Here is a 24,959-nt window from a genome sequence, read left to right as displayed (position 1 = left end):
GAAGGCTTCGGCAGCATAATCATCGCACGAGTAGAAGCGTTAGCTTTTAGGAGGAGCGCCTCCCCCCCGACGTACAGGACGTACTAGTGTCGACATTGCGACAGGACGTCGCGTTTTTGTCGACCTCGAGGTCACAAGTCAATCCTCCCAGAAAGGTAAAAGGCACCTTTCCGTGAGGCTCGTCTTGTGCTTGTCGGGGGTGATCAAGTCGCCTGCGCTTTTCTAATTGGCAGTCAGTACACAATTGAATGAACAAAAATTAAAAATAAATGATAATTTTTATAGATGAAAGCAGGTGATATCGTGGGCAAAGTGATTGCAATTGCGAACCAGAAAGGCGGAGTAGGGAAGACCACTACTTCTGTAAATCTTGGCGCATGTTTGGCATACATAGGAAAAAAAGTTCTGATAGTTGATATAGATCCGCAAGGGAATGCAACGAGCGGGGTTGGAATCGAGAAGGCAGATGTGGATCAATGCATATATGATATGTTAGTCGATGATGTGGAAGCATCAAAGGTCATTCGGCCAACTTCTGTTGAGAATTTGTATGCAATTCCTGCAACGATTCAGCTTGCTGGTGCAGAAATTGAGTTAGTGCCGACGATTTCAAGAGAGGTCCGTCTAAAACGGGCATTAGAAGAGGTTAAAGAGAACTTCGATTATATTATCATTGATTGCCCGCCATCACTCGGGTTATTAACGTTAAACTCATTAACAGCATCTGATGCAGTAATTATTCCTGTTCAATGCGAATATTACGCTCTTGAGGGGCTAAGCCAGCTTTTGAACACGGTCCGCCTCGTTCAAAAGCATTTGAACAATGAGTTAAAAATTGAAGGCGTCCTGTTGACGATGCTTGATGCTCGAACAAATTTAGGCATCCAAGTGATTGAAGAGGTCAAAAAGTATTTTCAAGATAAAGTATACAAAACAATTATTCCGCGGAATATTCGGCTAAGTGAAGCTCCAAGTCACGGCGAGCCGATTATTACTTATGATCCGAAATCCCGTGGTGCTGAGGTGTATATAGATTTAGCAAAGGAAGTGGTTTCGAATGGCTAAAGGTTTAGGGAAAGGGCTTAATGCTTTTTTTTCGAACATGGAAACCAAAGAGGAATCTGTTAGGGAGATCAAGTTAAAAGAGCTGCGTCCCAATCCTTATCAACCACGTAAAATATTTGCCAAAGAAGCAATTGAAGAATTAACTCAATCGATTCTCGAGCATGGCATTTTACAGCCGATCATTGCAAGAAAAAGTTTAAGAGGATATGAAATTGTGGTTGGAGAAAGAAGATATCGCGCAGCTAAGGCGGCGAAACTAGAAACGGTTCCGGTCGTCGTCCGAGAATTGAACGAACAGCAAATGATGGAGCTTGCTGTATTGGAGAACTTACAGCGCGAGGATTTAACGCCTATTGAAGAGGGAGCTGCCTATCAGCTGCTCATTGAAAAGCTGAAAATCACGCAAGAAGAACTGGCAAAGCGCCTCGGCAAAAGCCGTCCGCATATTGCAAACCATATTCGACTGCTTACTCTGCCTCCAAAAATACAGGCACTGATTTCAGAAGAAAAAATTTCTATGGGTCATGGCCGTGCATTGCTAGGCCTTAGAAATAAAGACAAAATCATGGCTTTAGTTGAAAAAACGATTAAGGAAGGCTTAAATGTCCGTCAATTAGAACAGTTGATTCAACAGCTCAATAATGTTTCACGTGAAACAAAAGAGCCAGTACCGAAAAAAGATGTGTTCATTAAAGAACAGGAATCGTTTTTACGCGAGAGATTTGGAACTACGGTGAATATTAAACAGTCTAATAATAAAGGTAAAATAGAAATTGAGTTTTTCTCTAAAGAAGACTTGGATCGGATTTTAGAGCTGTTAGAAACAAATAAATATTCTTCTTAAGCCATCGATTCGGATGGTTTATTTTTTTGCCATTCCTAGAATTCAATATTTTTTAGTGAGAAGGCGAAATTTTGAAAAAATGATTGTAATATAACCCTTCTTCGTGGTAGTGTATTAATCATTCGAATATCGAAATTCTACTTTATTCAGCAATAGTCTTTCACCTTTATAGATGGAGGGTGATGAATAAAGACTAGCAAATTCAGAGATAATTTGAAGTCGTGCTGAATAAAGTTAAGCCTTCGGCGGATGCTACAGATTTTCAAAGGAATTTATCGCAAATACGCCAAGGCGAATTTGATCTAGTAGGTGAAAAAGTGTTTCTACTTGGTACTGTCGTAAACGGGTTATTGATTATAGTTGGTACATTATTGGGGAAATTGCTGCATCGGATTCCTGAAAATATGAAAGGAACGGTGATGCATGCCATTGGTTTGGCAGTTATGGTGCTAGGTCTGCAAATGGCATTTAAAGGGGAGAATTTCCTTATCGTCATTATTAGCCTTGTATTTGGAGCCGTTCTTGGTGAATACTTTGCTTTGGAGAATAAGCTGAATGCCCTTGGAGATTGGCTCGAAAAGAAAATTGGTTCGAACGGGCAAGGGAGTATTTCTCAAGGCTTTGTAACCGCAACACTTATTTTTGTAATTGGCGCCATGGCGATTATTGGCGCACTAGATAGTGGAATAAGAGGCGATCATGATGTGCTTTATACGAAGTCCATTATCGACGGGTTTACCGCATTAATATTAACAACGACACTTGGAATCGGCGTGGTTTTTTCGGCCATTCCTGTCGTGATTTATCAAGGGCTCATTGCTTTATTCGCCACTCAGATTGATCAATTTGTGCCGTCGATCCTGATGGAGAACTTTATTAAAGAAATGACGGCGACTGGAGGCATCATGATTTTTGCAATCGGCCTAAATTTGACTGGCTTGATAAAAATTCGTGTAGCCAATTTGCTGCCTGGTATTGCTGTAGTCGGAGTAATCGTTACAATTATTTACTTTTATCAATTATATTTTTAAATAAAAAAGGAGGGGAAATGGTGTCCTCTCCTTCGTTGCTATCAAAATATCAATGGTGCTTATGAGGTCGTTCCTTATGCCTTTTCAGCATCAAGTTCCAATCTTGAAAACATTCGTTTTGGCTGATAGGCCAAGCTTGCATGATAAATTCCGTCCGCAATCGTCTTTGCCATACTCATCACGAGATGGAGTCTAGTATTTTGGAGGACAAAAAACTCCATAAACCCGCTTACATTAACAATCCCCGTAATATGCATGTGGCCAACCTCTGGAAGCTCTTTATTTACACCAGCACCAGGCTTCACAGGTCCTTCGCCAACTTGAACCACGCCTACACTTTTTAAACGTCCTAAACAAGCATCGATACCAATAATAAAAGGATTAGAATGCTTTTTTTGGATTTCCACTAGTTTTTCCGTCATATTAACGGCATGAATAGGATTCTCTAATGTCCCGTACACATAAAAGGAGGATAGCTTTTTTTCCTCAAGGAGTGTTCCAACGAGTGGGCCTAATGAGTCCCCTGTTGAACGGTCGGTTCCGATGCAGACAAACACAATTGGCCGGTTACTCATACTCGCGGGCAATAATTGATTAATTTGCATGGCCAACTGATGGGCTGCGTTGGAGTCATCATGCATAATCCTTGTGGCATAATCTTTTTTCTCAAACAGCTGAGGTTTAAAGTTCATTTCTTCCACTCCTTTTGTACTAAGCCGTTGGGGAAATCCAGTCCATACTTTGCTTCCGCTTTTCTTAGTATTAACAGTATACGGAAAAATTTACTAATCTATACATAATGATTCGTTCATGTTAAATCGCTCACCTAAGGGGTTCAAATCGAGGGGATATATTGCTAAAATTAATATACTTATACCTTTATTTAGATAGCAGTAATCTATTTCAATGTTTGTGGATGGGAAATCATGAATGTCTTTTACGAAAAGAGTGAAATAATGAATCAAATTAAGACATTTATTCAAAAAAAGCTTGAAGATTATTCAAATGAAGAAACGTGGATGGTTATTGGGGAAGCAGCTCTTAAAATCATTTTTATTATTATTTTTACAAGTATTTTTATAAAAGTAGGAAAGGTCATAATTCATAAGATTTTTAAATTAAGAAATCAAAGCACGCTGATTCGGATTTCAGAACGCCGTGAAGCTACGTTAATGAAGCTTTTAGCCAATATTCTTACATATGTGGCATTCTTTTTTGCATTAATGATGATTTTGGAAGCGATGACGATTGATGTGAAAGCTTTATTAGCAGGAGCGGGAATTATTGGCTTAGCTGTTGGGTTTGGCGCGCAAAATCTTGTTCGAGATATCATTACTGGTTTTTTTATTATTTTTGAGGATCAATTTTCGGTAGGCGATTATATACAGATTGACCAGTTCATGGGGACTGTGGAGGAGATTGGCCTAAGAACAACGAAAATTAAAAGCTGGACTGGTGAAGTGCATATATTACCAAATGGCAGTATTAATCAAGTAACCAACTTTTCTTTAAATAATAGCATCGCGTTTGTCGATGTGAATATTGCGTATGAAAGTGATATAAATAAAGCTGAGAGGGTTCTCAGGGAGCTTTTAATTACGCTGCCCGACAAGTATGAGGATATGGTCAAAGAGCCGGAAATTCTTGGTGTGCAAACATTAGATGTTTCCAATCTAACTATTCGGGTCATCTCAGAAACATTGCCGATGAGGCATTTTTATATTGCAAGGCAGTTAAGAAAGGAAATTAAGCAATGTTTAGAGGTGAATGGAATTGATGTGCCGTTTCCTCGATTGGTTATGTATTCCCGAAATGATGCGGAGCTCAAGAAGGAAAAAAGTGAATGGGGTGTTTAATGATGGAAGTGAAAGAATTTAATCTAAATGATATTGTGGAAATGAAAAAACAGCACCCATGTGGAACGAATCGCTGGAAAATTATCCGTATGGGAGCTGACATCCGAATTAAATGTGAAGGCTGTGCCCATAGTGTATTAATTCCGAGACGGGAATTTGCTCGGAAAATGAAGAAAATCCTTGTGAAGCATGAGGAGTAATAACAGGAGTGTCCTTGCGCCTTTCTTTATTATCTAGCTCCAGCGCCCTACCCCCCGGCGTACAGGACTTCGCGTTCTTGTCGACCTCGAGGTAACAAAGCCAAGCCTCCAGAAAGGAAAAGAGCACCTTTCCGGGAGGCTTGGCTTGTGCTTGTCTGGGGCGACCAAGGCGCTTGCGCATTTTGTTATAACTCTCTATAATTGTGAAGGACTTCATGTAATGAATGGACGTTAATTTCGATAGATTTTTATTCAATATTGAGGAGTGACTTGGATGGCTTTAACAGCTGGTATTGTAGGGTTGCCGAATGTGGGGAAATCGACGTTATTTAATGCGATTACCCAGGCTGGAGCAGAGTCTGCGAACTACCCGTTTTGTACGATTGATCCGAATGTTGGGATTGTAGAAGTCCCAGATGACCGTTTAAATAAATTAACAGAGCTTGTTCAACCTAAGAAAACCGTTCCAACAACATTTGAATTTACGGACATTGCTGGAATTGTAAAAGGGGCAAGCAAAGGTGAAGGGCTAGGGAATAAGTTCCTTTCCCATATCCGCGAAGTAGATGCCATCTGTCAAGTAGTTCGCTGTTTTGCAGATGATAATATTACCCATGTTGCAGGAAAAGTAGATCCGATTTCAGATATTGAAACCATTAATCTTGAATTGATTTTGGCGGATCTTGAATCTGTTGAAAAGCGCATTGCACGCGTTGGAAAAATGGCGCGCCAAAAAGATAAAGAATCAATGTTCGAGCTTGAAATTCTTGAAAAATTGAAGGAAGCTTTTGAGTCGGACAAGCCTGCGCGTACAGTAGAATTTACAGAAGAGCAAATGAAGGTTGCTAAAGGACTTCATCTCCTAACGATTAAACCTGTCCTTTATGTTGCTAACGTTGGCGAAGATGATGTAGCAGATCCAACTTCAAACGAATATGTGCAGCAAGTGAAGGAATTTGCCAATAATGATAACGCTGAAGTTATTGTTGTTTGTGCAAAAATTGAATCAGAAATTGCTGAGCTTGAAGGGGAAGAGAAGGAAATGTTCCTTCAAGAGCTCGGAATTGAAGAATCTGGCCTTGATCAATTAATTCGTTCTGCTTATCATTTACTAGGCTTAGCTACTTATTTCACAGCTGGAGTTCAGGAAGTTCGTGCTTGGACTTTCAAAAAAGGAATGAAAGCGCCAGAATGTGCTGGAATCATTCATTCTGATTTTGAAAAAGGCTTTATCCGTGCGGAAACTGTATCTTATGATGACCTATTGGAAGGTGGCAACATGGTAGCTGCCCGTGAAGCAGGGAAGGTTCGTTTAGAAGGAAAAGAATATATTGTCAAAGACGGAGATGTAATCCACTTCCGTTTTAACGTATAAATCGGCCTCAAGGCCAAAGAGAACTCTGCAGATTTCATTCTGCGGAGCTTTTTTACTTCGGGATTCTTTTCGAAGCATTTATTGCAAAAATCGATACTTTGTGCTATACTTTCATCTTGTGAGTAATGAACAATTGCTCCTTGCCCTTTTATGGGGCCGCTTAGACCAAAAGGAGGTGTAAAAGTGATGAGAAAGTACGAAATTATGTACATCATCCGCCCAAATATTGAAGATGAGGCTAAAAAAGCTTTAGTTGAGCGTTTTAACTCAATCTTAACTGAAAATGGTGCGGAATTAACTGAATCAAAGGATTGGGGTAAGCGCCGTTTAGCTTACGAAATCAATGATTTCCGCGATGGCTACTACCAATTAATCCATGTTAACGCTGAAGCTCCAGCTGTTGACGAGTTCACTCGTTTAGCGAAAATCAGCGAAGACATCATCCGTTATATCGTTGTTAAAGATGAGAAGTAATATATAAATTTTTGTAACCTCCAAATGTTTCATGTGAAACATTCTGGAAGAAAGGAGTTGATTCTGATGATGAACCGCGTTGTTCTTGTTGGACGTTTGACAAAGGATCCTGATTTACGATACACCCCAAATGGTGTAGCGGTTGCTTCATTCACACTTGCTGTAAACCGAGCGTTTACGAATCAACAAGGTGAGCGGGAAGCGGATTTCATTAACTGTGTTGTTTGGAGAAAACCTGCTGAAAATGTGGCGAACTTCTTGAAAAAGGGCAGTCTTGCCGGTGTAGATGGAAGGATTCAAACGCGCAGCTTTGATGGTCAGGATGGAAAGCGTGTATATGTAACAGAGGTTTTGGCTGAAAGTGTTCAATTCCTTGAGCCTCGGAATAGCTCCAGAGGCGAAGGTGCAAATTATGGCGCTCCTAGAGATCAGGATTTCCCATTTGGAAATAACAACAATCAGAATCAACCTCAAAACAACAGAAATAATCAAGGTTATACAAGGGTAGATAACGATCCATTTGCAAATGACGGTGGTCAAATCGACATTTCTGATGATGATCTGCCATTCTAACTTGATTTTTTAACGTTTATAATAAAACACTAAAGGAGGGAAATGACCATGGCTATGGGAGGACGTAGAGGCGGACGTGCAAAGCGTCGTAAAGTTTGCTTCTTTACAGCAAACGGCATCACTCACATCGATTACAAAGATGTAGATCTTCTTAAAAAGTTCATTTCTGAGCGCGGTAAAATCTTACCTCGTCGTGTAACTGGTACTAACGCTAAATACCAACGTAAATTAACTGTTGCGATTAAGCGTTCACGCCAAATGGCATTACTGCCATACGTTTCAGGTGAATAATAGTTATATAAAAGCAGTTTGGGGATTAGTTCTCCAGGCTGCTTTTTTTGCATATTAATGCGACCTTTTCCTTAATGATTGTCATTGAAATTTATACCTATAATTCTAATTCCACTCCCAGCGAAATAAAGGTTCGCCCCCATACTTTTTAATAACTGCTTTATCAATAGCTAGAAATATAAGGTCTGATACAATGTCTTCTATTGTGACATATGAATCGTCTGCCTTTGGAACAGCTTCTGCACTAACAGATTGCATTGGAGTAAAAAAAATAAGTTAAAGCCTAACAAGATTAAGTATTGTTTAATCATTAACATTCATCTCATATTACATTTATTCCTTATTTTCCCCACTAATTATTCTTTATTAATTCCCCTGACAGGCAAACTAGAAAACGCATATAAATTGATGTTCCCCTAATATTTAAAGGGGTATTACTATTTTTGTTGAATTAATTTAAAGCACACCTTTTGATTGGCTGTGGTAGCCTTTATGAAATATATGAGGAATCCCTTTTTATGAAGCCAAAGGTTTCAAGTTCCAATGCGAAGAAGATGCAGATGGCTATTCTTCTTTGAGGTATAAAAGACAAATATAAATAAAAGTCTAACTATGATTCATTAATTTTTATAAATAACATTATTATATTTAACTTAATGGTTGATGTTTTATGGCATCCAAACTAAATCATATTAAAATGCAGGTATTGTCTTTTACGTATTTGGTGTATTTAGAAAGGAAGATGGCAAACATTTAGGGATGGTTGATTTTTCGACTTTAGCAAGAGATGATTTCCAGTGGGGAAGAATAGGCTACACCATCCATAATCAGTATTGGAGAAAAGGCTACGGCAAAGAAGCAGTAAATGAAGCACTTAAAATAGCTTTCAAATACTTGAATTTCCATCGTATTGAAGCTCATATTAACATTGATAATTCAGCTTCGATTAATTTAGCAGAGAGCGTTGGAATGGAGTATGAATGTACAAGAAAAGGGTTTATATTCGAATTCGGAGAATGGACAGACAATCTAATTTATTTTAAAAACTCTATTGAGTAAAGTTTACAACGGATAAAGGCTATTGATCAAAGAACAGTCGTTTTTTACTATAAGTGGAGACGCATTTTTACTAACGTAAGCAGGTTTGGTGTTTAAAAATCAAAAAAAGGTTTTCAATATACTTAAAGAGAAATTAATAGGTAAGAGAAAAATTTTTAGGTAAATGGAGGAGACAAGATGGAATTTATAAGGGTGACGAAAGACTTTAAAGTGGTAGGTATAAAAGGCAGCGGAGCCTTTGTTAATTATGGTACGGAAGTCCCTGCACTTGCAAAGCAATTATTAAATCGCTCTAACGAAATACCCAATCATTCAGGTATCGAAATTGCTCTATTTGAACCTAAAAGGGATAGTAACCATCTTGAAGGGGATTATTATGCAGGTTTAATTGTAAATGATACTTTAAATGAAGTTCCTTTAGGAATGGATTATCTTGAAGTAACTCAACATTTTGTCACAACTAGAGGGAAAATATCTAATCTCGGCAACCTTCATTTAGGTTTATTGGAATGGGAAATTGAGCAAGGTTATACAAGAAACTTGGATTCTTATATTGTGGAGACATATCACCCGATGGAGGATGAAGAGGAAGAGGTACAAATTTACCTACCAATTAATTAACAGAGGCTGCCAACTTCGGCAGCTTTTCATATTCAACTTAGTTACCTGCGATAATGAACGGTTAACTAATACCTTTCTCTCTCAGCCGTAAAATTAGTAAAGACGGTCTTAGCACGGGTTTTTCGAGGTCACCCTTCAAAACAGGCCCCATGAACACTCATGGCACTCATTTTTCAATCTAACCATCCAAAATGATCACTAGAAAATAGAAGATAATCTCTCTATATAATCAAGAACCTCAATCGCATTTGGACAAGAATGCTCTTCTTAGTTGAACAAGGCTATAATACTAGATAAAATAGACTTTATGGTGTTTCACTAAAAGAGGTGTAAAAATGAGAAATGTACATAAGCTGACAGAAGGGGCCGTTTTATTAGCTGCTTTTGCTGTATTAATTTTGATTACGATGTATGTCCCTGTTCTTGGCGTTGTCAGTAATTTATTTTTAGCGATTCCGTTTATTCTTTTTGGGGCGAAGAATTCACGGATGAACGCAGTTGTGTTTTTCATTGCTGCTGTGTTGATTTCATTAATTGTTGGGACACTCCTCGCGATCCCCCTGACACTTACATATGGACTGACCGGAATTGTTATGGGACTATTAATTAAAGAGGAGAAAGGCCGAACAAGTACTTTTATCGCTGCCACTCTTGTATTCCTTGCGGCCGTTTTAATTCAATATGCGGCTGCCATCGCCTTTTTTAATTTTAATTTTATTCAAGAAGCTATGAACGTGATGAAAGAGTCTCTTAATCAGTCACGCGGATTGATCGAGGCGTTAGGACAGGATTCCAGTGGAAAAGTGGTCGAGCAATTAGAAGCCTCTATACAATTATTCGAGACTTTAACACCGAGCTTATTTGTGTTAATCGCGCTTTTTGGCGTCATTCTCATTGAATTGGTCTCATTGCCAATTGTAAAGCGATTTGGAGTAAAAATGGCCAGCTGGAAGCCATTCAGAGAGATTGTCCTGCCGAAAAGTATTCTTTGGTATTATTTATTAACGATGCTTGCTTCATTTGCGATAAACCCTGAAGAAGGAAGCTACTGGTTTACGGCTTTAGTTAATATCAGTTTTATTCTTCAAATGCTTATGGTTTTCCAAGGAATTTCATTTATTTTCTATTTTACTCATAAGAAGGGGATGTCGAAGTCTGTCCCGATTATTGCAACGGTTCTGACATTCTTCATGCCAATTTTCCTTTCTATTGTGAGGATATTAGGTATAATTGATTTAGGATTTGATTTAAGAAAGAGACTTGAAAAGAAAGATTAACTAGATGTTCAAATAGGAGAATTCAATCCATTGATGAACATTATCTAAACACTGCTGTTTAGGAGCTGAAAACATGCCATCTTATTTAGAAAAGCGCTCCATTCGCTATCCAATCTATTGGTTGATGGGCTTGACAGTGGTGCTTCTTGGAATTTTGGCGTATTTTCACTGGATAATTAGCCTGATAGGGATTCTTCTTGCTGTTTTCCCTTTTTATTATCTGTTTAAAATTAATTCTCTAAAGAGAAAGGAAACAGAAGATTACATCTCTACTTTATCCTACCGGGTAAAAAAAGTCGGTGAAGAGGCATTAATGGAGATGCCCATTGGGATTATGCTCATTAATGATGATTTTTACATTGAATGGACGAATCCCTTTTTAGCCTCTTGCTTTGATGAAGATACGTTAGTAGGAAGATCGCTTTATGATGTAGCGGAATCGCTCATCCCATTAATCAAGCAGGATGTCGAAACGGAAGTAATTACGCTTCATGAACGGAAATTCCGTGTTATTTTGAAGCATGAAGAGCGCCTGCTTTACTTTTTTGATGTGACCGAACAGACTGAGATTGAAAAATTGTATCAGGAAGAACGCACCGTCATTTCGATTATCTTTTTAGATAATTATGATGAATTAACACAAGGGATGGATGACCAAGCGCGGAGCAGTCTGAACAATATTGTCACCTCTATTTTGAATAAATGGGCGACCGATAATGGAATCTTTTTTAAGAGGGTTTCATCAGACAGATTTATTGCCGTTTTTAATGAACACATTCTTCGATATTTAGAAAAAGGGAAATTCTCCATTTTAGATGATATTCGAGAAATTACAGCGAAGAGAAACTTGCCATTAACGTTAAGTATTGGTGTAGGAACGGGTCTCTCGTCCTTGCCAGAGCTTGGCGTTCTCGCGCAATCGAGTCTTGATTTAGCCCTTGGACGGGGCGGTGATCAAGTAGTTATTAAGCAAACGAACGGAAAAGTTAAGTTTTTCGGCGGAAAAACAAACCCAGTCGAAAAGCGGACTAGAGTCCGTGCTCGTGTTATTGCCCATGCACTAAAAGAATTGATTTCCGAAAGTGATCAGGTCATTATCATGGGGCATAAAAATCCGGATATGGACGCCATTGGAGCTTCGATTGGAATTCGCAAAATTGCCCAGATGAATCAGCGAGAAGGATACATTGTCATTAATCCGCAAGATATTGATACAAGCATTCAAAGGATGATGACGGAAATCCAGAAAAATGAGGCGCTGTTTTCAAGGTTTATTACTCCGGCACAGGCGTTGGAAATGGCTACAGAGGATACGCTATTAGTCATTGTCGATACACATAAACCTTCCATGGTTATTGAGGAAAAGCTGATAAATAAAATAGCCCATGTTGTCGTGATTGATCACCACCGTCGTGCAGAAGAGTTTATTCATAATCCGCTACTTGTTTATATGGAGCCATACGCCTCCTCGACTGCTGAGCTTGTCACAGAACTGCTTGAATATCAGCCGAAATACGGAAAAATTGAAATGCTTGAGGCGACTGCCTTATTAGCCGGAATTACTGTGGACACGAAAAGCTTCAGCTTAAGAACGGGCTCTCGCACTTTTGATGCAGCCTCTTATCTACGTTCACAAGGGGCTGACACTGTTCTCGTCCAGAAATTCTTGAAGGAAGATGTTCATACGTTCATTAAACGTGCAAAATTAATTGAAAATGTGTATTTTTATCGAGAAGGGGTTGCCATTGCAAAGGGGCAGCCTGATGAGGAGATTCATCAAGTGTTAATCGCGCAGACGGCCGATACATTGTTGACGATGAATGGCGTCCTTGCTTCCTTTGTTATTTCGAAGCGATCTGAAAACACGGTTGGAATTAGTGCAAGATCGCTCGGAGATATCAATGTACAGGTCATTATGGAAAGCCTTGAAGGCGGCGGGCATTTAACGAATGCAGCAACTCAGCTGACAGATCAATCTTTGGATGAGGTTGAAGAACGTTTGCATGCGGCCATTGATGAATATTTAGAAGGGAGAAATGCAGAATGAAAGTCATTTTTTTAAAGGATGTTAAAGGTAAGGGAAAAAAAGGGGAAGTTAAAAACGTGGCTGACGGATACGCACAAAACTTCCTGATTAAGCAAGGGTTAGCGGTTGAAGCGAACCAAACGAATGTCAGCACATTAAATGCGCAACAGAAAAAAGAAGAAAAGATTGCGGCAGAAGAGCTGGCTGAAGCAAAAAAGCTGAAAGAAACAATGGACAAACTGACACTAGAGTTCACAACAAAAGCTGGTGAAGGTGGCCGTTTATTCGGTTCAATTACGAGCAAGCAAATTGCGGAAGAACTGCAAAAAACGCATAAGATTAAAATTGATAAACGCAAAATTGAGCTTCCTGATGCAATCCGTTCATTAGGCTACACGAAGGTTCCTGTGAAGCTCCACGCTGAAGTGACATCAACCATTAATGTCCATGTAAAAGAAGCAAACTAAATTTGGAAGTTCCATTTCCCCATAAACATGATAAAATAGAAGAGTTGAAAAAAATGTGATCGGTTCCTGCTGGTCACATTTTTTCTAAGTTTAAAACTATTTTTAATGCATTCAATTACTTTTAATAGATTCCATACACATATTCCTCTGGTCAATAATATATTTCAACCAGGTTTGAAAATGTCGGTCAATTAACTCGTCTAGCTCCAGCGGCTAGCGACCGACAATCTATTTTTTGTACACAGAATCATAGGGGGTTTGAATAGATGAGTGATGTAATTGCTGATCGTCTTCCGCCGCAAAATATTGAAGCGGAGCAGGCGGTTTTAGGTGCTATTTTTCTTGAGCCATCTGCCCTCACCTTAGCTTCCGAAATTTTGATTCCTGAGGACTTTTACCGTGCAGCTCATCAAAAGATTTTCAATGTGATGTTAAAGCTGAACGATCAAGGAAATGCGGTCGATCTAATTACCGTGACGGCAGAGCTTGGAGCAGCTAAGCTTCTTGAGGATACAGGCGGAGTCAGCTATTTAAGTGAGCTTGCCGGGTCTGTGCCAACTGCCGCTAATATAGAATACTACGCGAAGATTGTTGAGGAAAAATCATTGCTTCGCAGGCTCATTCGTACAGCTACTGGAATTGCTCAGGATGGGTATGCTCGCGAGGACGAGGTAGAGGTTCTATTAGGGGAAGCGGAAAAGAATATTCTTGAAGTGGCACAAAGGAAAAATGCAGGTGCCTTTCATAATATTAAGGATGTTCTTGTTCGCACGTACGATAATATTGAAGTTATGCATAACCGAAAGGGCGACATTACAGGGCTTGAGACTGGTTTTGCCGAGCTTGATAAAATGACGGCTGGATTTCAGCGCAACGATTTGATTATCGTTGGGGCACGTCCTTCCGTTGGGAAAACGGCATTTGCCTTAAATGTTGCGCAAAATGTAGCAACGAAAACAGGGGAAAATATAGCGATTTTTAGCCTTGAGATGGGTGCCGAGCAGCTCGCCATGCGTATGCTCTGTGCAGAGGGAAATATTGACGCACAAAGACTGCGTACAGGTTCCTTGACGGATGAAGACTGGGGCAAGCTGACGATGGCGATGGGAAGCTTGTCGAATGCAGGGATATTTATCGATGATACACCTGGTGTGCGGATTACAGATATTCGTTCCAAATGCCGCCGTCTGAAGCAGGAGCATGGCCTTGGGATGATCTTAATTGATTACTTGCAGCTCATTCTCGGTAGCGGACGCTCTGGGGAAAACCGCCAGCAAGAAGTTTCGGAAATTTCCCGGTCATTGAAAGGGTTAGCCCGTGAATTACAAGTGCCTGTTATTGCTCTATCTCAGCTTTCCCGTGGAGTGGAGCAGCGTCAAGATAAAAGACCAATGATGTCTGATATCCGTGAATCAGGGAGTATCGAGCAGGATGCGGATATCGTCGCATTCCTTTACCGTGATGATTATTATGACAAGGAATCAGAGAATAAAAATATCATTGAGATCATCATCGCTAAACAGCGTAATGGTCCTACTGGCACCGTTCAGCTAGCATTTGTCAAAGAGTATAATAAATTCGTAAACATAGAGAGACGATTTGATGATTCATCCGTTCCGCCTGGTGCTTAGAATGGGTAAACTATGAATCTAATAATTGTAGGGAAATAGTAAGAGCAATTAGGAAAGTTCTAATTGCTCTATTTTGAAATGAAGCTAAAGATATTTACATACTAAGTTGAGATTGCAAAGTCATGAAATTTTTTGAATAAAAGTTTATTGGTGACAGCCATATCCATAATGGCCATGCGGATAACCACTATATCCGTACCCATGATGTCCGTAATGGCCATCATAGTGATAACCATGATAACCATGGTAACCGTGGTAAGGATAATGACCCAAACCATATCCAGGATATGCGCCATAACCGTAACCAGGATAAACTGGGTACGCACCAACCCCTGGGTATCCTCCTATGCCAGCTCCAGGAAACCCAATCATTTGTCTCTCCATTTTTTATATCCCTCCTCAAATTGTTACAATTATAGTGTATGTGTCCATATTTAAAGAGGTATAGGACGAATGCCTATTTGTTATCAATTACGAAGAGAAGTTATAGTTAAAAATTTTTTAAAAAAAGTTGTTGCAAATTGCTTCAGTATTATGATATTATAATAAACGTCGTTAAGAAACAAATAACGAGCCATTAGCTCAGTTGGTAGAGCATCTGACTTTTAATCAGAGGGTCGAAGGTTCGAGTCCTTCATGGCTCACCATTTTTAGGCCCGTTGGTCAAGCGGTTAAGACACCGCCCTTTCACGGCGGTAACACGGGTTCGAATCCCGTACGGGTCATGGCGAATGGTATCTGGTAAGCGGCTGTCAAGCACAGCCTCCTTGCTGGATGCCATTATACATATTTAGTGAACCAAAAATTAATACGGCTCAGTAGCTCAGTCGGTAGAGCAAAGGACTGAAAATCCTTGTGTCGGCGGTTCGATTCCGTCCTGAGCCATCACAGCAGAGTATGATCCTCATCATGCTCTGTTTTTTTTTTTGTCACATCTCTGTAATATCCTACCTCAATATTTAAATCCCGCCAAAATAACATTAAGTCCTGTTAAATCTAGTATTCACTACCTATTTTTCCTTGCTTCTTCGACAAAATACTCGTTTTTCCTTCAATTTGATTGGTAGTAAATTGTCAATCATTATACAATTATGTTACATTATGAAGTCAAGTAGTCTATTAGATGGATTTTATGGTAAAGTATAGGAGTTGAAAAAATTAGGCTCACTATAATTATAGTTAAATAGCACTAATTGGAAGTGTTTTTGTTGCCGTAGTCTAGGAGGATATAACAATGCAAGATTCGACAAATACAAATACGACCGTTAAAAAAAATACATATAAAAAATTGAAAAACGCCATAAAAAAAGCGGCGATCACTGCTTTTACAGTTGCTGCGATTACTTTTGCCGCTGGTATTTCAGTACATGCCAACACAGAGAACCTTACTACTGTCCATCATGTTTACTTAGACAAGCAGTATATCGGAACAGTCTCTAATAAAGAGAAAATTGAAGGCGTCGTCGCAACAAAATTGCAAGAGGTGCAAGCTGCGAGTAAAGACTTAAAGCTCTCATTTAACTCTGACCTTACCTATGTTCCAGAGCAAGTTTTCCGAGAAAGCTCTGAAGTCAATGATTCTGAAGTTGCGGAAAAAGTGTCGGGAGAAATTCAGTTACAAGCTGATGCATCTGCTTTGATCATAGATGGCAAGCCTGCTGTGTATGTGCAAAATGCAGAAGAAGCAAAAGAAGTGATTAAAAAGCTTAAGCTCAAATATGTGTCAGAAGAAGAGTTACAGGCTGTTGAGGCTCGAAAAGCTGCTGATCAAAGCACTTTGCCGTCATTACAAGATAAAGAAACACGCATTTTAGACGTTAAACTATCGAATGAAGTGAACGTTGCAGCGGAAAAAATTGAACCGAACCAAATTTTATCGGTTGAAGATGCTGTCAAGCTTCTCGAAAAAGGCACATTAGAAGAAGCAAAGTATCAAGTAAAAGAGGGCGATGTGCTTGGTGGAATCGCTCATACTCACAACCTTAAAACGAGCGAGCTGATGGCAATTAATCCTGGATTAACAGAAGACTCACTTCTCCAAATTGGCCAGGAATTGAACGTAACAATTTTAAAGCCATTTGTTCACGTAATTATTGAAAGGGAATATTTCGCGAAGGAAGTCATTCCTTTTGAAAAAGAAGTAGTGGAAGACGCTACTATGTTTAAAGGCGATACAAAAGTGAAGCAGGAAGGGAAAGACGGGAAACGTGCTACCACTTACCGAATTTCTGTCCAAAACGGCCAAGTCATTTCAAAGGAAGTGACAAAAGAAGAAATTCTTGAACAGCCGGTTAAACATATTGTTGTCAAAGGAACGAAGGTCATCCCTTCCCGTGGAGAGGGAAGCTTTATCTGGCCAACAGTTGGGGGCTATATTTCCAGTCATGTCGGCTATCGCTGGGGAAGAATGCATAAAGGAATTGATATTGCGAGACCAAGCGACCGGACAATTAAAGCTGCAGATAATGGTGTAATCGTTTCAGCAGGCTATGAAAAAAGCTTCGGAAATAAAATTGTGATTGACCATCAAAATGGCTATCGTACGATTTATGCCCACCTTTCATCGATCAGTGTGAGCGCGGGGCAAGTCGTTTCTAAGGGATCGAAAATTGGTGTCATGGGGTCTACTGGAGATTCAACGGGTGTTCATTTACACTTTGAACTTTATAAAAATGGCAACCTCCAAAATCCATTAGACTATATTCGTTAATTTTTCAAGTCTCTAGTACTCTTACTAGAGACTTTTATTCTTTTAAAATCTGCTTCACTAGATTAAGGAAATTTACCATGTTCTATCCAGCCTTTCCTTGAAAACCTTTCGTATGACCCGTCCTTAATAGATGAATTCACATTTACAACATGTTAAAGTAAAATTGAACACATATAAACAAAAATGAATAGAGCTTAAAAACGTTGAGATAAATACGCAATAAGAAGGAGATATAAATGGAGAGAAAAATTCTTGTAGTAGACGATGAGAAACCGATTGCTGATATATTGCAATTTAATTTGAAAAAGGAAGGCTTTGAAGTCTTTTGCTCGTATGATGGAAATGATGCGCTTGAAAAGGTCGAGGAAATTAAACCAGATCTGATTCTGCTTGATATTATGCTCCCGCTAAGAGACGGGATTGAAGTTTGCCGTGAAGTAAGAAAGAAATATGATATGCCGATTATTATGCTTACAGCTAAGGATTCAGAAATTGATAAAGTCATTGGTCTTGAGCTTGGAGCGGATGATTATGTGACGAAGCCTTTCAGTACGAGAGAGCTGATTGCGCGAATTAAAGCTAACTTACGCCGCCATCAACAAATGGCAGCCAACGCGACTGAAGAAGAGGAGACGAATGAAATTACAGTCGGTACGTTAATCATTCACCCAGATGCTTATATTGTGTCCAAACGCGGTGAAACGATTGAACTCACTCACCGTGAATTTGAGCTCCTTCACTATTTGGCAAAGCATATTGGACAAGTCATGACCAGGGAGCATCTTCTTCAGACCGTTTGGGGCTATGATTATTACGGAGATGTGCGCACAGTCGATGTAACGGTTCGAAGACTGCGTGAGAAAATTGAAGATAACCCAAGCCATCCTACTTGGATCGTCACTCGAAGGGGAGTTGGGTATTATTTGCGGAATCCTGAACAGGAGTAAAGACAATCAATGAAAAAGGTTGGTTTTTTTCGTTCAATACATCTTAAGTTTGTCATCATTTATGTATTGCTCATCTTAATTGCGATGCAAATTATCGGGGTTTATTTCGTTAGACAATTGGAATTTACGCTGAAAGATAATTTCAAATCAACCATTCAGGATCGTGTAAGTTTGCTTGCTTATTATTTAGAGGAGCAGATGACGAAGGAACGGTTGCCGGATGAAGATGGGCCGTCTTTAGAGGAAGATGTGTTTCGCTTATTAAGGGACTATAATTCAGAGGACATTACTGAAGTCCAGGTTATTGAAGGGGATACATTGAAAATTCTTGGCACCTCTGAAACTGATAATCAGGGAGTAGTAGGGCGGAGATCGATAGATACATTAGTAAGAATGACCATTGCCACTGCCAAACAAGCAAGTGAAGAGCTCATTGACAACCATACGGGCAATCGAATCTGGGTGTTAGTGACACCCATTAAACATAACGGGGAAGTCATCGGCGCGATTTATCTCGTTGGAAAAATTGAAAATGTGTTTGACCAAATGAGACAAATTAATCAAATCTTTATTTCAGGCACCGCTATAGCTCTAGGGATTACCGCGATTTTAGGCGTCCTGCTTGCCCAAACGATCACCCGCCCGATGTCAGAAATGAAGAGACAGGCTCTTGCGATGGCGAAGGGGAACTTCTCCCGCAAAGTTAAAATATACGGCAACGATGAAATTGGCCAGTTAGCGATGACGTTCAATAATTTAACGAAGAGGCTGCAGGAAGCGCAAGCGACAACAGAGGGGGAACGCCGCAAGCTTTCTTCTGTTCTATCGTATATGACAGATGGAGTGATTGCGACCGATCGAAAGGGCAGAGTCATTCTCATCAACGAGCCGGCTGCCGAAATGCTGAATGTTTCACGTGAAACAGTTTTAGCGACTTCGATTGTTTCACTTCTTGGTCTTGAGGATGATTATACGTTTGAAGAGTTACTTTCCGAACGGGATTCAGTCATTTTAGATTACTCTAAGCCCTCTAGGACACTAATCTTGCGGGCGAATGTCTCCGTTATTCAAAAGGAGACAGGATTTGTGAATGGACTAATTGCGGTTCTTCACGATATTACGGAGCAAGAGAAAATTGATATGGAACGCCGCGAGTTTGTCGCGAATGTGTCGCATGAGCTAAGGACGCCATTGACGACGATGAGAAGCTATGTGGAAGCTTTAGCAGAAGGGGCCTGGCAGGATAAAGAAATTGCTCCGAAATTTTTAGATGTGACTCAGACGGAAACAGAGCGGATGATTCGCCTTGTAAATGATTTGCTACAGCTTTCAAAAATGGACAGCAAGGATTACAATTTGACGAAGGAATGGATCAACGTCGTTTCCTTCTTTAACCGCATTATTGACCGTTTTGAGCTATCGAAGGAGCAAAACGTGACGTTCGAAAGAAAGCTGCCCGATCATTCCGCTTTTGTCGAAATCGATGGGGACAAGCTTACTCAAGTTATTGATAATATTATTTCGAATGCACTTAAATACTCCCCAGAAGGCGGGAAAGTCACCTTCAGGCTAGAGGAACAGAATGACTTTGTTAATATTAGTGTGTCTGACGAAGGGGTCGGCATACCGAAAGAGAATATTAATAAGATTTTTGAACGGTTTTATCGAGTGGATAAAGCAAGAACGCGAAAACTTGGAGGCACAGGTCTCGGCCTTGCTATCGCCAAGGAAATGGTGGAAGCCCACGGAGGAGAAATTTGGGCAACGAGTCAAGAAGGGAAGGGCACGACGATTTCTTTCAGCCTGCCATACGATCGAACGGAAGAGGATGATTGGGCATGACATATGAAAATATTAAATCACTCATATTAGTCATTTTAGTATGCTTCAGCGTGCTTTTAACGTGGAGCATCTGGACCTATCAGCCTAATTTAGAAACGATGGAAAAAGCAAAAACCGTTCAAGAAGTAGCGATCAGTAAGAAAAAAGATGCGGAAGAAATCGTTAAGCCAGACCGGATTATTTACCACTATTCAAAGGATAAACAATTAGGAACAACAGATATAGATGAAATTAATAAAGTGATTTCGGAAATAAGCCGATGGAATTTTGCCGAGTTTGTTAATGTTTCGGATGATATAAAAAACTATTCTACTTTCGCTAATAATCCGGGAAATGCCACGATTCAGTTTCCGGATTCGATACCGATTGATTTTTACCGGACGATTATCGAAATGAAGGAGAAAAAGATCCCTAATTTTTATTTTGATCAAATTGTCATCGACACCGAAGGGATTCAGAAAGACCAGGCATTTGTTTATTTTGTTTCATCTGAGAGGGATCAGGCTTACCGGAGCCAAGTATCGGCATCTTACGTGCAAAACTTTACGAATGGCTTTTTTAATAATGCAGAGTACAATCTTCGTTATATAAAGTATTTCCCGTATAAAACAACAAGCGGCCGAGTATTATATTTGCCTCAGGATGAAACGAAAATGCTGCAGTTTCAATATCTATTCACGCGATTAGATTCGGAAAAATATAAGAACGCATTATTTAAAGTCCCTAGCGTCGTGCGGAAGAATTATCAGCCATCAGGTGAGGAATACACAAATGGTTCAAGCTCATTGCGCGTGAATTATGACCGCAACACCCTTTCCTATGTGAATCCGGCTAGAAGTAGTGAAAGCCTGCTATCATCGAAAGGTCTTTTGAAAAGAAGCATTGATTTTGTGAATGAACACGGTGGCTGGACGGATAGTTACCGCTTTGTTGAAATGGATGAAATGACACATCAAGTATTATTCCGTCTTTATGATGATAAAGGGTATCCGATTTTTAGTATAGGCAGCGGCATTTCTGAAATTAACGAAATATGGGGCCAAAGTGAAATTTATAAATATATAAGGAGCAACTTCTTAAAAGGACTCCGGATGGATCCAACGGAAACGACCCTGCCTTCAGGTCAAGAGGCGATTCAGCTTCTTGAATCGAAAGGGCTGGACATGGCTGGACTGCAGGATATGGCGCTTGGCTATGCGATGGAAAAGGATACAAAGTTAGTGTATTTAGAGCCTTCCTGGTTTTATCGATATAACGGTTCTTGGTATCAATTAACCAAGGATGAAACGAGAGGCGAGGCTAATCATGGATTGGAATAGAATCAAAACAATTTTCATTTTGACGTTTCTTGTGTTGGATATTTATTTAATGTATGAGTTTTTTAAGCTGAATGATGCTAGTCAGTATGAGTATAGTACGGAAGTTCCCCTTGAGAAGCGACTCAAGGCAGACGAGATTGAATATGTGGAGCTTCCAAAAAACTTTATTAAAGATATGTACTTAAGTGCAGAGCCGATAGACTTTAGTAATGAAGTGACTGAATCAGTTGAGAAAACGAAGCTGAAAGGGCAAAAGGTGCAGGTTAACTCTAGTACCGTGCTTAATTCTGTTTTAGATAAGCCTTATGAGCTCAGTGAGAAATATGACAAGGCAGAGATTAATTCATTCGTTAAAAATAATGTTCTATATGGGGATCAATATCGTTATTGGAAAAAGGAAGACAATATTATAACGTATTACCAGCAATTCAAGGATAAGACTTTCTATCAAAATAGTAGCGCTGAATTAACGATTTACCTTAATGATGAGAATAATATTGTTTCCTATGTGCAAACGATGCTCACGAATATTGAAGAATTATCAGAAGAGGAAAAGATTATTCAGCCGTTAAAGGCGCTTGAAACCCTTTATGAAAAGGGCTCCTTGAAGCCAAAGAGCAAAATTACAAAGGTGGAGCTTGGGTATTTTAACTTTGTAGGAGAAGCAAGTACGGCACAGGTGCTGATCCCTGCATGGCGTTTCGTTATTAATGATAAGGAAGATTTATATGTTCATGCCTTTGAGGGGCAAATTATCGAGTTACCAACTGAAGAGAAAACTATAGTGGAGTGAGAGAAAATGCAATTTAGCGTTCTCGCAAGTGGAAGTACGGGGAATGCCATCTTTGTTGAGACAGAGGACCATTCCTTCCTCGTGGATGCAGGCTTAAGCGGGAAGCAAATGGAGGCGTTATTCCAAAAGATTGACCGGGATATGGGGAATCTCTCCGGCATCTTAGTCACACATGAGCATAGTGATCATATTAAAGGTGTCGGGGTGCTTGCACGGAAATACAAATTGCCTGTTTATGCAAATGAAAAAACGTGGAGTGCGATGGATAGTCTCATTGGACAAGTTCCTGTTGAGCAGAAGTTTACTTTTTCGATGGAGACGGTAAAGTCCTTTGGATCACTGGAAATTGAATCATTTGGTGTATCACATGATGCAGCTGACCCGATGTTCTATGTCTTTCATCAGAACGAGAAGAAGCTTGTCTTAATTACCGATACCGGCTATGTCAGCGACCGGATGAAGGGGCTCATCTCCAATGCGGATGCTTATGTGTTCGAAAGCAATCATGATGTGCAAATGCTGCGGATGGGGCGTTACCCATGGAGCATTAAAAGACGGATATTGAGTGATGTTGGGCATGTGTCGAATGAGGATGCGGCCATTGCGATGAGTGAGGTAGCGGGAGACCGGACAAAGCGCATTTATTTAGCTCATTTAAGTCAGGATAATAATATGAAGGAGCTTGCCAGAATGTCGGTTTCACAAACGCTCGAAAGCAGAGGCATAATTGTCGGCGAGCAGTTTGAGCTCTACGATACAGATCCAAAGACACCGACTGTATTGACGGCTATTTGATTTTTAAAAGGAATGAAAGGCGCTTTTTGGCAGACTTCATTCCTTTTTTTAATGGAGTTTTTCAAAATTATGAACAAAGTAGTAAGATTGTTTTCGTGGCCAGCTTATCAATAGATTCTTCAATTGGTGGGAGTATAATCAGACATAAGGTGGAAGAATAGAAGATAGTATTTATGTTTTACTTCATCTAATTGTTTAAATAAGAAAGATCATGGGTATTTCCTACAATCTAGTATGTAAAATATCCTCGGCTATATTTCTTTGCGCCATCCACCAGGGTTTACTCAACGAATCCGACAACAATTAAATTTTTTTCACAAAAGTAAGAAAGGAATGGTCCAGTGTGGGTTATTATGATCAAGATTATGACAATCGATATAAGCGGCAAAAGGGAAATAGGGGCGGCTATTTCTTAGCAGGCCTTGCCGGGGCAATTATAGGTGCCGTTCTTGTGATGATTGCCTTCCCGAAGATTGCTGGATTTTGGCCAAACGAACAAGTAGAAGAAAGTGCAATCAATCATAACGCCAATATGCCTACTCAGAATGTCACACTGAATGTAGTTTCTGATGTAACAAAAGCAGTGGATAAAGCGAGTGGCGCAGTGGTAGGGGTGACCAATATCCAGACAACTAGCTTCTGGGGGAGAGGCGGAAATGGAGGCGTTGAGGAGCCTGCTGGTACAGGATCAGGCGTCATTTATAAAAAGGCTGGGAATAAAGCCTTTGTTGTGACAAATCATCATGTCGTAGAAGATGCCAGCAAGCTAGAGGTTACTTTATCAGATGGAACGAAAATTCCGGCAGAGCTTCGAGGCAGCGACATTTGGACAGACTTGGCTGTACTTGAAATTGACGCAAAGGACGTAAAAACAGTTGCTGAATTTGGCAACTCAGATGCATTGAAAACAGGTGAACCCGTGATTGCCATTGGAAACCCACTTGGCCCAACTTTTTCAGGATCCGTTACAGAGGGGATTATTTCTGGCTTAGAACGGACAATCCCAGTGGACATTAATAAAGATGGCGTCATTGACTGGAATGCAGAAGTATTGCAGACAGATGCTGCGATTAACCCGGGTAACAGCGGCGGAGCTTTAGTGAATATTAAAGGGCAGGTTATTGGAATCAACTCGATGAAAATTGCCCAGCAAGCGGTTGAAGGAATTGGCTTAGCCATCCCAATCAACTCTGCATTGCCGATTATTAATGATCTTGAAAAATTCGGTGATGTTAAAAGACCATATTTGGGTGTCGATTTAAAATCAGTCAATGAAATTCCTTCCTATTATCAGCAGGAAGCATTGAAGCTGCCAGGAGATGTGAACTATGGGGTTGCGTTAAGACAAGTGGTTCCGAACTCACCAGCAGCCCAAGCAGGACTGCAAGAGCTGGATGTTATTGTTGAAATGGATGGAGAAAGAATCAATGACGTCGTTGACCTAAGGAAGCATCTTTATAATAAAAAGAAAATTGGCGACCAAATGAGAGTGAAATTTTATCGAGATGGAAAGCTTCAAGAAACAACTGTAAAGCTGAGTGGAGAAACTTTTTAAAGATGAATAGGGTTAGAGCAGGAAAGTCGGATATGGCTTTCCTGTTTTTTTGACTTGAATGAATACTTTAGTCTGTGAATAACTTTTTTTGCTTTGTTAGTGGAAAGCTATATGTGAGGTTTTACTTTTATTTTTGTTTTGTTAAGATGTAATGTGGATAAGTTTTTATATAGAGTGGATGAACGATTATCCACAAATCAAATTAAGA

The 24,959-nt window shown here is 39.8% G+C and carries 23 protein-coding genes, 3 tRNA genes and 1 pseudogene; 25 read left to right on the top strand and 2 right to left on the bottom strand.

The window, feature by feature from the left end; all coding sequences use genetic code 11:
- Positions 1-303: 303 nt before the first annotated feature.
- The 3 genes from F7731_RS19660 to F7731_RS19650 all read left to right on the top strand — a co-directional run bounded on the left by F7731_RS19660 (position 304) and on the right by F7731_RS19650 (position 2,940).
- Positions 304-1,065 (top strand): ParA family protein, encoded by a 762-nt coding sequence (locus tag F7731_RS19660; RefSeq protein ID WP_151536493.1) that lies wholly within the window; start codon positions 304-306, stop codon positions 1,063-1,065.
- Positions 1,058-1,909 carry a ParB/RepB/Spo0J family partition protein gene (locus tag F7731_RS19655; protein WP_151536492.1) on the top strand — a complete coding sequence of 284 codons (852 nt, stop codon included), beginning with the start codon at positions 1,058-1,060 and terminating at the stop codon, positions 1,907-1,909. Before F7731_RS19660 ends, F7731_RS19655 begins: the two co-directional genes overlap by 8 nt.
- A 317-nt stretch (positions 1,910-2,226) precedes the next feature.
- Positions 2,227-2,940, top strand: coding sequence for a DUF554 domain-containing protein (locus F7731_RS19650; RefSeq protein WP_151536515.1), 714 nt, complete (start codon positions 2,227-2,229; stop codon positions 2,938-2,940).
- Positions 2,941-3,014: 74 nt separating this feature from the next.
- Here the strand turns inward: F7731_RS19650 and yyaC are convergent, their stop codons facing one another.
- Positions 3,015-3,632, bottom strand: a complete 618-nt coding sequence (gene yyaC, locus F7731_RS19645; RefSeq protein ID WP_151536491.1) for a spore protease YyaC — start codon at positions 3,630-3,632, stop codon at positions 3,015-3,017.
- A gap of 264 nt (positions 3,633-3,896) precedes the next feature.
- On the opposite strand from yyaC, the gene F7731_RS19640 reads away from it, so the two are divergent.
- From F7731_RS19640 to dnaB, 12 genes and pseudogenes are all read left to right on the top strand, one after another.
- Positions 3,897-4,796, top strand: coding sequence for a mechanosensitive ion channel family protein (locus F7731_RS19640; RefSeq protein WP_151536490.1), 900 nt, complete (start codon positions 3,897-3,899; stop codon positions 4,794-4,796).
- A gap of 2 nt (positions 4,797-4,798) precedes the next feature.
- Complete coding sequence (locus F7731_RS19635; RefSeq protein WP_151536514.1) at positions 4,799-4,996, top strand: DUF951 domain-containing protein; 198 nt, start codon at positions 4,799-4,801, stop codon at positions 4,994-4,996.
- A gap of 274 nt (positions 4,997-5,270) precedes the next feature.
- Positions 5,271-6,371 carry a redox-regulated ATPase YchF gene (gene ychF / locus F7731_RS19630; protein WP_151536489.1) on the top strand — a complete coding sequence of 367 codons (1,101 nt, stop codon included), beginning with the start codon at positions 5,271-5,273 and terminating at the stop codon, positions 6,369-6,371.
- 186 nt (positions 6,372-6,557) lie between these two features.
- The gene (gene rpsF, locus F7731_RS19625) at positions 6,558-6,845 is read left to right on the top strand and encodes a 30S ribosomal protein S6 (protein WP_151536488.1); all 288 of its coding nucleotides are present in this window, start codon (positions 6,558-6,560) and stop codon (positions 6,843-6,845) included.
- 66 nt (positions 6,846-6,911) lie between these two features.
- Positions 6,912-7,418 carry a single-stranded DNA-binding protein gene (gene ssb / locus F7731_RS19620; RefSeq protein ID WP_151536487.1) on the top strand — a complete coding sequence of 169 codons (507 nt, stop codon included), beginning with the start codon at positions 6,912-6,914 and terminating at the stop codon, positions 7,416-7,418.
- 54 nt (positions 7,419-7,472) lie between these two features.
- Positions 7,473-7,709: a 30S ribosomal protein S18 gene (gene rpsR, locus F7731_RS19615; RefSeq protein ID WP_212031222.1), complete on the top strand. Its 237-nt coding sequence runs from the start codon at positions 7,473-7,475 to the stop codon at positions 7,707-7,709.
- A 714-nt stretch (positions 7,710-8,423) separates the two neighbouring features.
- Positions 8,424-8,768: pseudogene (locus F7731_RS19605) on the top strand (GNAT family N-acetyltransferase); the annotation flags it as partial.
- A 177-nt stretch (positions 8,769-8,945) separates the two neighbouring features.
- Positions 8,946-9,389, top strand: a complete 444-nt coding sequence (locus F7731_RS19600) for a GyrI-like domain-containing protein (RefSeq protein WP_151536484.1) — start codon at positions 8,946-8,948, stop codon at positions 9,387-9,389.
- A gap of 335 nt (positions 9,390-9,724) precedes the next feature.
- Entirely contained in the window at positions 9,725-10,666 is a 942-nt protein-coding gene (locus F7731_RS19595; protein ID WP_151536483.1) for a YybS family protein, read from the top strand.
- Between the two features lie 73 nt (positions 10,667-10,739).
- On the top strand, positions 10,740-12,713 hold the full coding sequence (locus F7731_RS19590; RefSeq protein ID WP_151536482.1) for a DHH family phosphoesterase: 1,974 nt from the start codon (positions 10,740-10,742) through the stop codon (positions 12,711-12,713).
- The gene (gene rplI, locus F7731_RS19585) at positions 12,710-13,159 is read left to right on the top strand and encodes a 50S ribosomal protein L9 (protein WP_151536481.1); all 450 of its coding nucleotides are present in this window, start codon (positions 12,710-12,712) and stop codon (positions 13,157-13,159) included. The genes F7731_RS19590 and rplI overlap by 4 nt, the downstream gene beginning before the upstream one ends.
- 266 nt (positions 13,160-13,425) lie before the next feature.
- Positions 13,426-14,790, top strand: a complete 1,365-nt coding sequence (gene dnaB / locus F7731_RS19580) for a replicative DNA helicase (protein ID WP_151536480.1) — start codon at positions 13,426-13,428, stop codon at positions 14,788-14,790.
- A 144-nt stretch (positions 14,791-14,934) separates the two neighbouring features.
- Here dnaB and F7731_RS19575 read toward each other — a convergent pair whose 3' ends face one another.
- The gene (locus F7731_RS19575) at positions 14,935-15,174 is read right to left on the bottom strand and encodes a hypothetical protein (protein WP_151536479.1); all 240 of its coding nucleotides are present in this window, start codon (positions 15,172-15,174) and stop codon (positions 14,935-14,937) included.
- 187 nt (positions 15,175-15,361) lie between these two features.
- Between F7731_RS19575 and F7731_RS19570 the strand changes: the two genes are divergently transcribed.
- The 10 genes from F7731_RS19570 to F7731_RS19525 all read left to right on the top strand — a co-directional run bounded on the left by F7731_RS19570 (position 15,362) and on the right by F7731_RS19525 (position 24,751).
- Positions 15,362-15,437, top strand: a tRNA-Lys gene (locus tag F7731_RS19570).
- Positions 15,438-15,443: 6 nt separating this feature from the next.
- Positions 15,444-15,515 (top strand) — tRNA-Glu (locus F7731_RS19565).
- Between the two features lie 87 nt (positions 15,516-15,602).
- Positions 15,603-15,675 (top strand) — tRNA-Phe (locus tag F7731_RS19560).
- A gap of 349 nt (positions 15,676-16,024) precedes the next feature.
- Positions 16,025-17,500: a M23 family metallopeptidase gene (locus F7731_RS19555; protein ID WP_151536478.1), complete on the top strand. Its 1,476-nt coding sequence runs from the start codon at positions 16,025-16,027 to the stop codon at positions 17,498-17,500.
- Positions 17,501-17,736: 236 nt separating this feature from the next.
- A complete protein-coding gene (gene yycF / locus F7731_RS19550) occupies positions 17,737-18,447 on the top strand; it encodes a response regulator YycF (RefSeq protein ID WP_151536477.1) in 711 nt (236 codons plus the stop codon).
- A gap of 9 nt (positions 18,448-18,456) precedes the next feature.
- Positions 18,457-20,289, top strand: a complete 1,833-nt coding sequence (gene walK / locus F7731_RS19545) for a cell wall metabolism sensor histidine kinase WalK (protein ID WP_151536476.1) — start codon at positions 18,457-18,459, stop codon at positions 20,287-20,289.
- On the top strand, positions 20,286-21,608 hold the full coding sequence (locus F7731_RS19540) for a YycH family regulatory protein (protein ID WP_151536475.1): 1,323 nt from the start codon (positions 20,286-20,288) through the stop codon (positions 21,606-21,608). Before walK ends, F7731_RS19540 begins: the two co-directional genes overlap by 4 nt.
- Positions 21,595-22,401: a two-component system regulatory protein YycI gene (locus tag F7731_RS19535; RefSeq protein WP_151536474.1), complete on the top strand. Its 807-nt coding sequence runs from the start codon at positions 21,595-21,597 to the stop codon at positions 22,399-22,401. Before F7731_RS19540 ends, F7731_RS19535 begins: the two co-directional genes overlap by 14 nt.
- A gap of 6 nt (positions 22,402-22,407) precedes the next feature.
- Complete coding sequence (locus F7731_RS19530) at positions 22,408-23,196, top strand: MBL fold metallo-hydrolase (RefSeq protein WP_151536473.1); 789 nt, start codon at positions 22,408-22,410, stop codon at positions 23,194-23,196.
- 343 nt (positions 23,197-23,539) lie between these two features.
- A complete protein-coding gene (locus F7731_RS19525; RefSeq protein WP_151536472.1) occupies positions 23,540-24,751 on the top strand; it encodes a S1C family serine protease in 1,212 nt (403 codons plus the stop codon).
- Positions 24,752-24,959 lie beyond the last annotated feature (208 nt).

It is taken from the genome of Cytobacillus depressus (genome assembly GCF_008923245.1).
GTDB lineage: Bacteria > Bacillota > Bacilli > Bacillales > Cytobacillaceae > Cytobacillus > Cytobacillus depressus.
This window is presented reverse-complemented; position numbering and strand designations above follow the sequence as displayed.

Coding starts and splice junctions, on each gene's coding strand:
- F7731_RS19655 (WP_151536492.1), top strand. CDS start 1,058: ATGGCTAAAGGTTTAGGGAAAGGGCTTAATGCTTTTTTTTCGAACATG.
- yyaC (WP_151536491.1), bottom strand. CDS start 3,632: ATGAACTTTAAACCTCAGCTGTTTGAGAAAAAAGATTATGCCACAAGG.
- F7731_RS19640 (WP_151536490.1), top strand. CDS start 3,897: ATGAATCAAATTAAGACATTTATTCAAAAAAAGCTTGAAGATTATTCA.
- F7731_RS19635 (WP_151536514.1), top strand. CDS start 4,799: ATGGAAGTGAAAGAATTTAATCTAAATGATATTGTGGAAATGAAAAAA.
- ychF (WP_151536489.1), top strand. CDS start 5,271: ATGGCTTTAACAGCTGGTATTGTAGGGTTGCCGAATGTGGGGAAATCG.
- rpsF (WP_151536488.1), top strand. CDS start 6,558: ATGAGAAAGTACGAAATTATGTACATCATCCGCCCAAATATTGAAGAT.
- ssb (WP_151536487.1), top strand. CDS start 6,912: ATGATGAACCGCGTTGTTCTTGTTGGACGTTTGACAAAGGATCCTGAT.
- rpsR (WP_212031222.1), top strand. CDS start 7,473: ATGGGAGGACGTAGAGGCGGACGTGCAAAGCGTCGTAAAGTTTGCTTC.
- F7731_RS19600 (WP_151536484.1), top strand. CDS start 8,946: ATGGAATTTATAAGGGTGACGAAAGACTTTAAAGTGGTAGGTATAAAA.
- F7731_RS19595 (WP_151536483.1), top strand. CDS start 9,725: ATGAGAAATGTACATAAGCTGACAGAAGGGGCCGTTTTATTAGCTGCT.
- F7731_RS19590 (WP_151536482.1), top strand. CDS start 10,740: ATGCCATCTTATTTAGAAAAGCGCTCCATTCGCTATCCAATCTATTGG.
- rplI (WP_151536481.1), top strand. CDS start 12,710: ATGAAAGTCATTTTTTTAAAGGATGTTAAAGGTAAGGGAAAAAAAGGG.
- dnaB (WP_151536480.1), top strand. CDS start 13,426: ATGAGTGATGTAATTGCTGATCGTCTTCCGCCGCAAAATATTGAAGCG.
- F7731_RS19575 (WP_151536479.1), bottom strand. CDS start 15,174: ATGGAGAGACAAATGATTGGGTTTCCTGGAGCTGGCATAGGAGGATAC.
- F7731_RS19555 (WP_151536478.1), top strand. CDS start 16,025: ATGCAAGATTCGACAAATACAAATACGACCGTTAAAAAAAATACATAT.
- yycF (WP_151536477.1), top strand. CDS start 17,737: ATGGAGAGAAAAATTCTTGTAGTAGACGATGAGAAACCGATTGCTGAT.
- walK (WP_151536476.1), top strand. CDS start 18,457: ATGAAAAAGGTTGGTTTTTTTCGTTCAATACATCTTAAGTTTGTCATC.
- F7731_RS19540 (WP_151536475.1), top strand. CDS start 20,286: ATGACATATGAAAATATTAAATCACTCATATTAGTCATTTTAGTATGC.
- F7731_RS19535 (WP_151536474.1), top strand. CDS start 21,595: ATGGATTGGAATAGAATCAAAACAATTTTCATTTTGACGTTTCTTGTG.
- F7731_RS19530 (WP_151536473.1), top strand. CDS start 22,408: ATGCAATTTAGCGTTCTCGCAAGTGGAAGTACGGGGAATGCCATCTTT.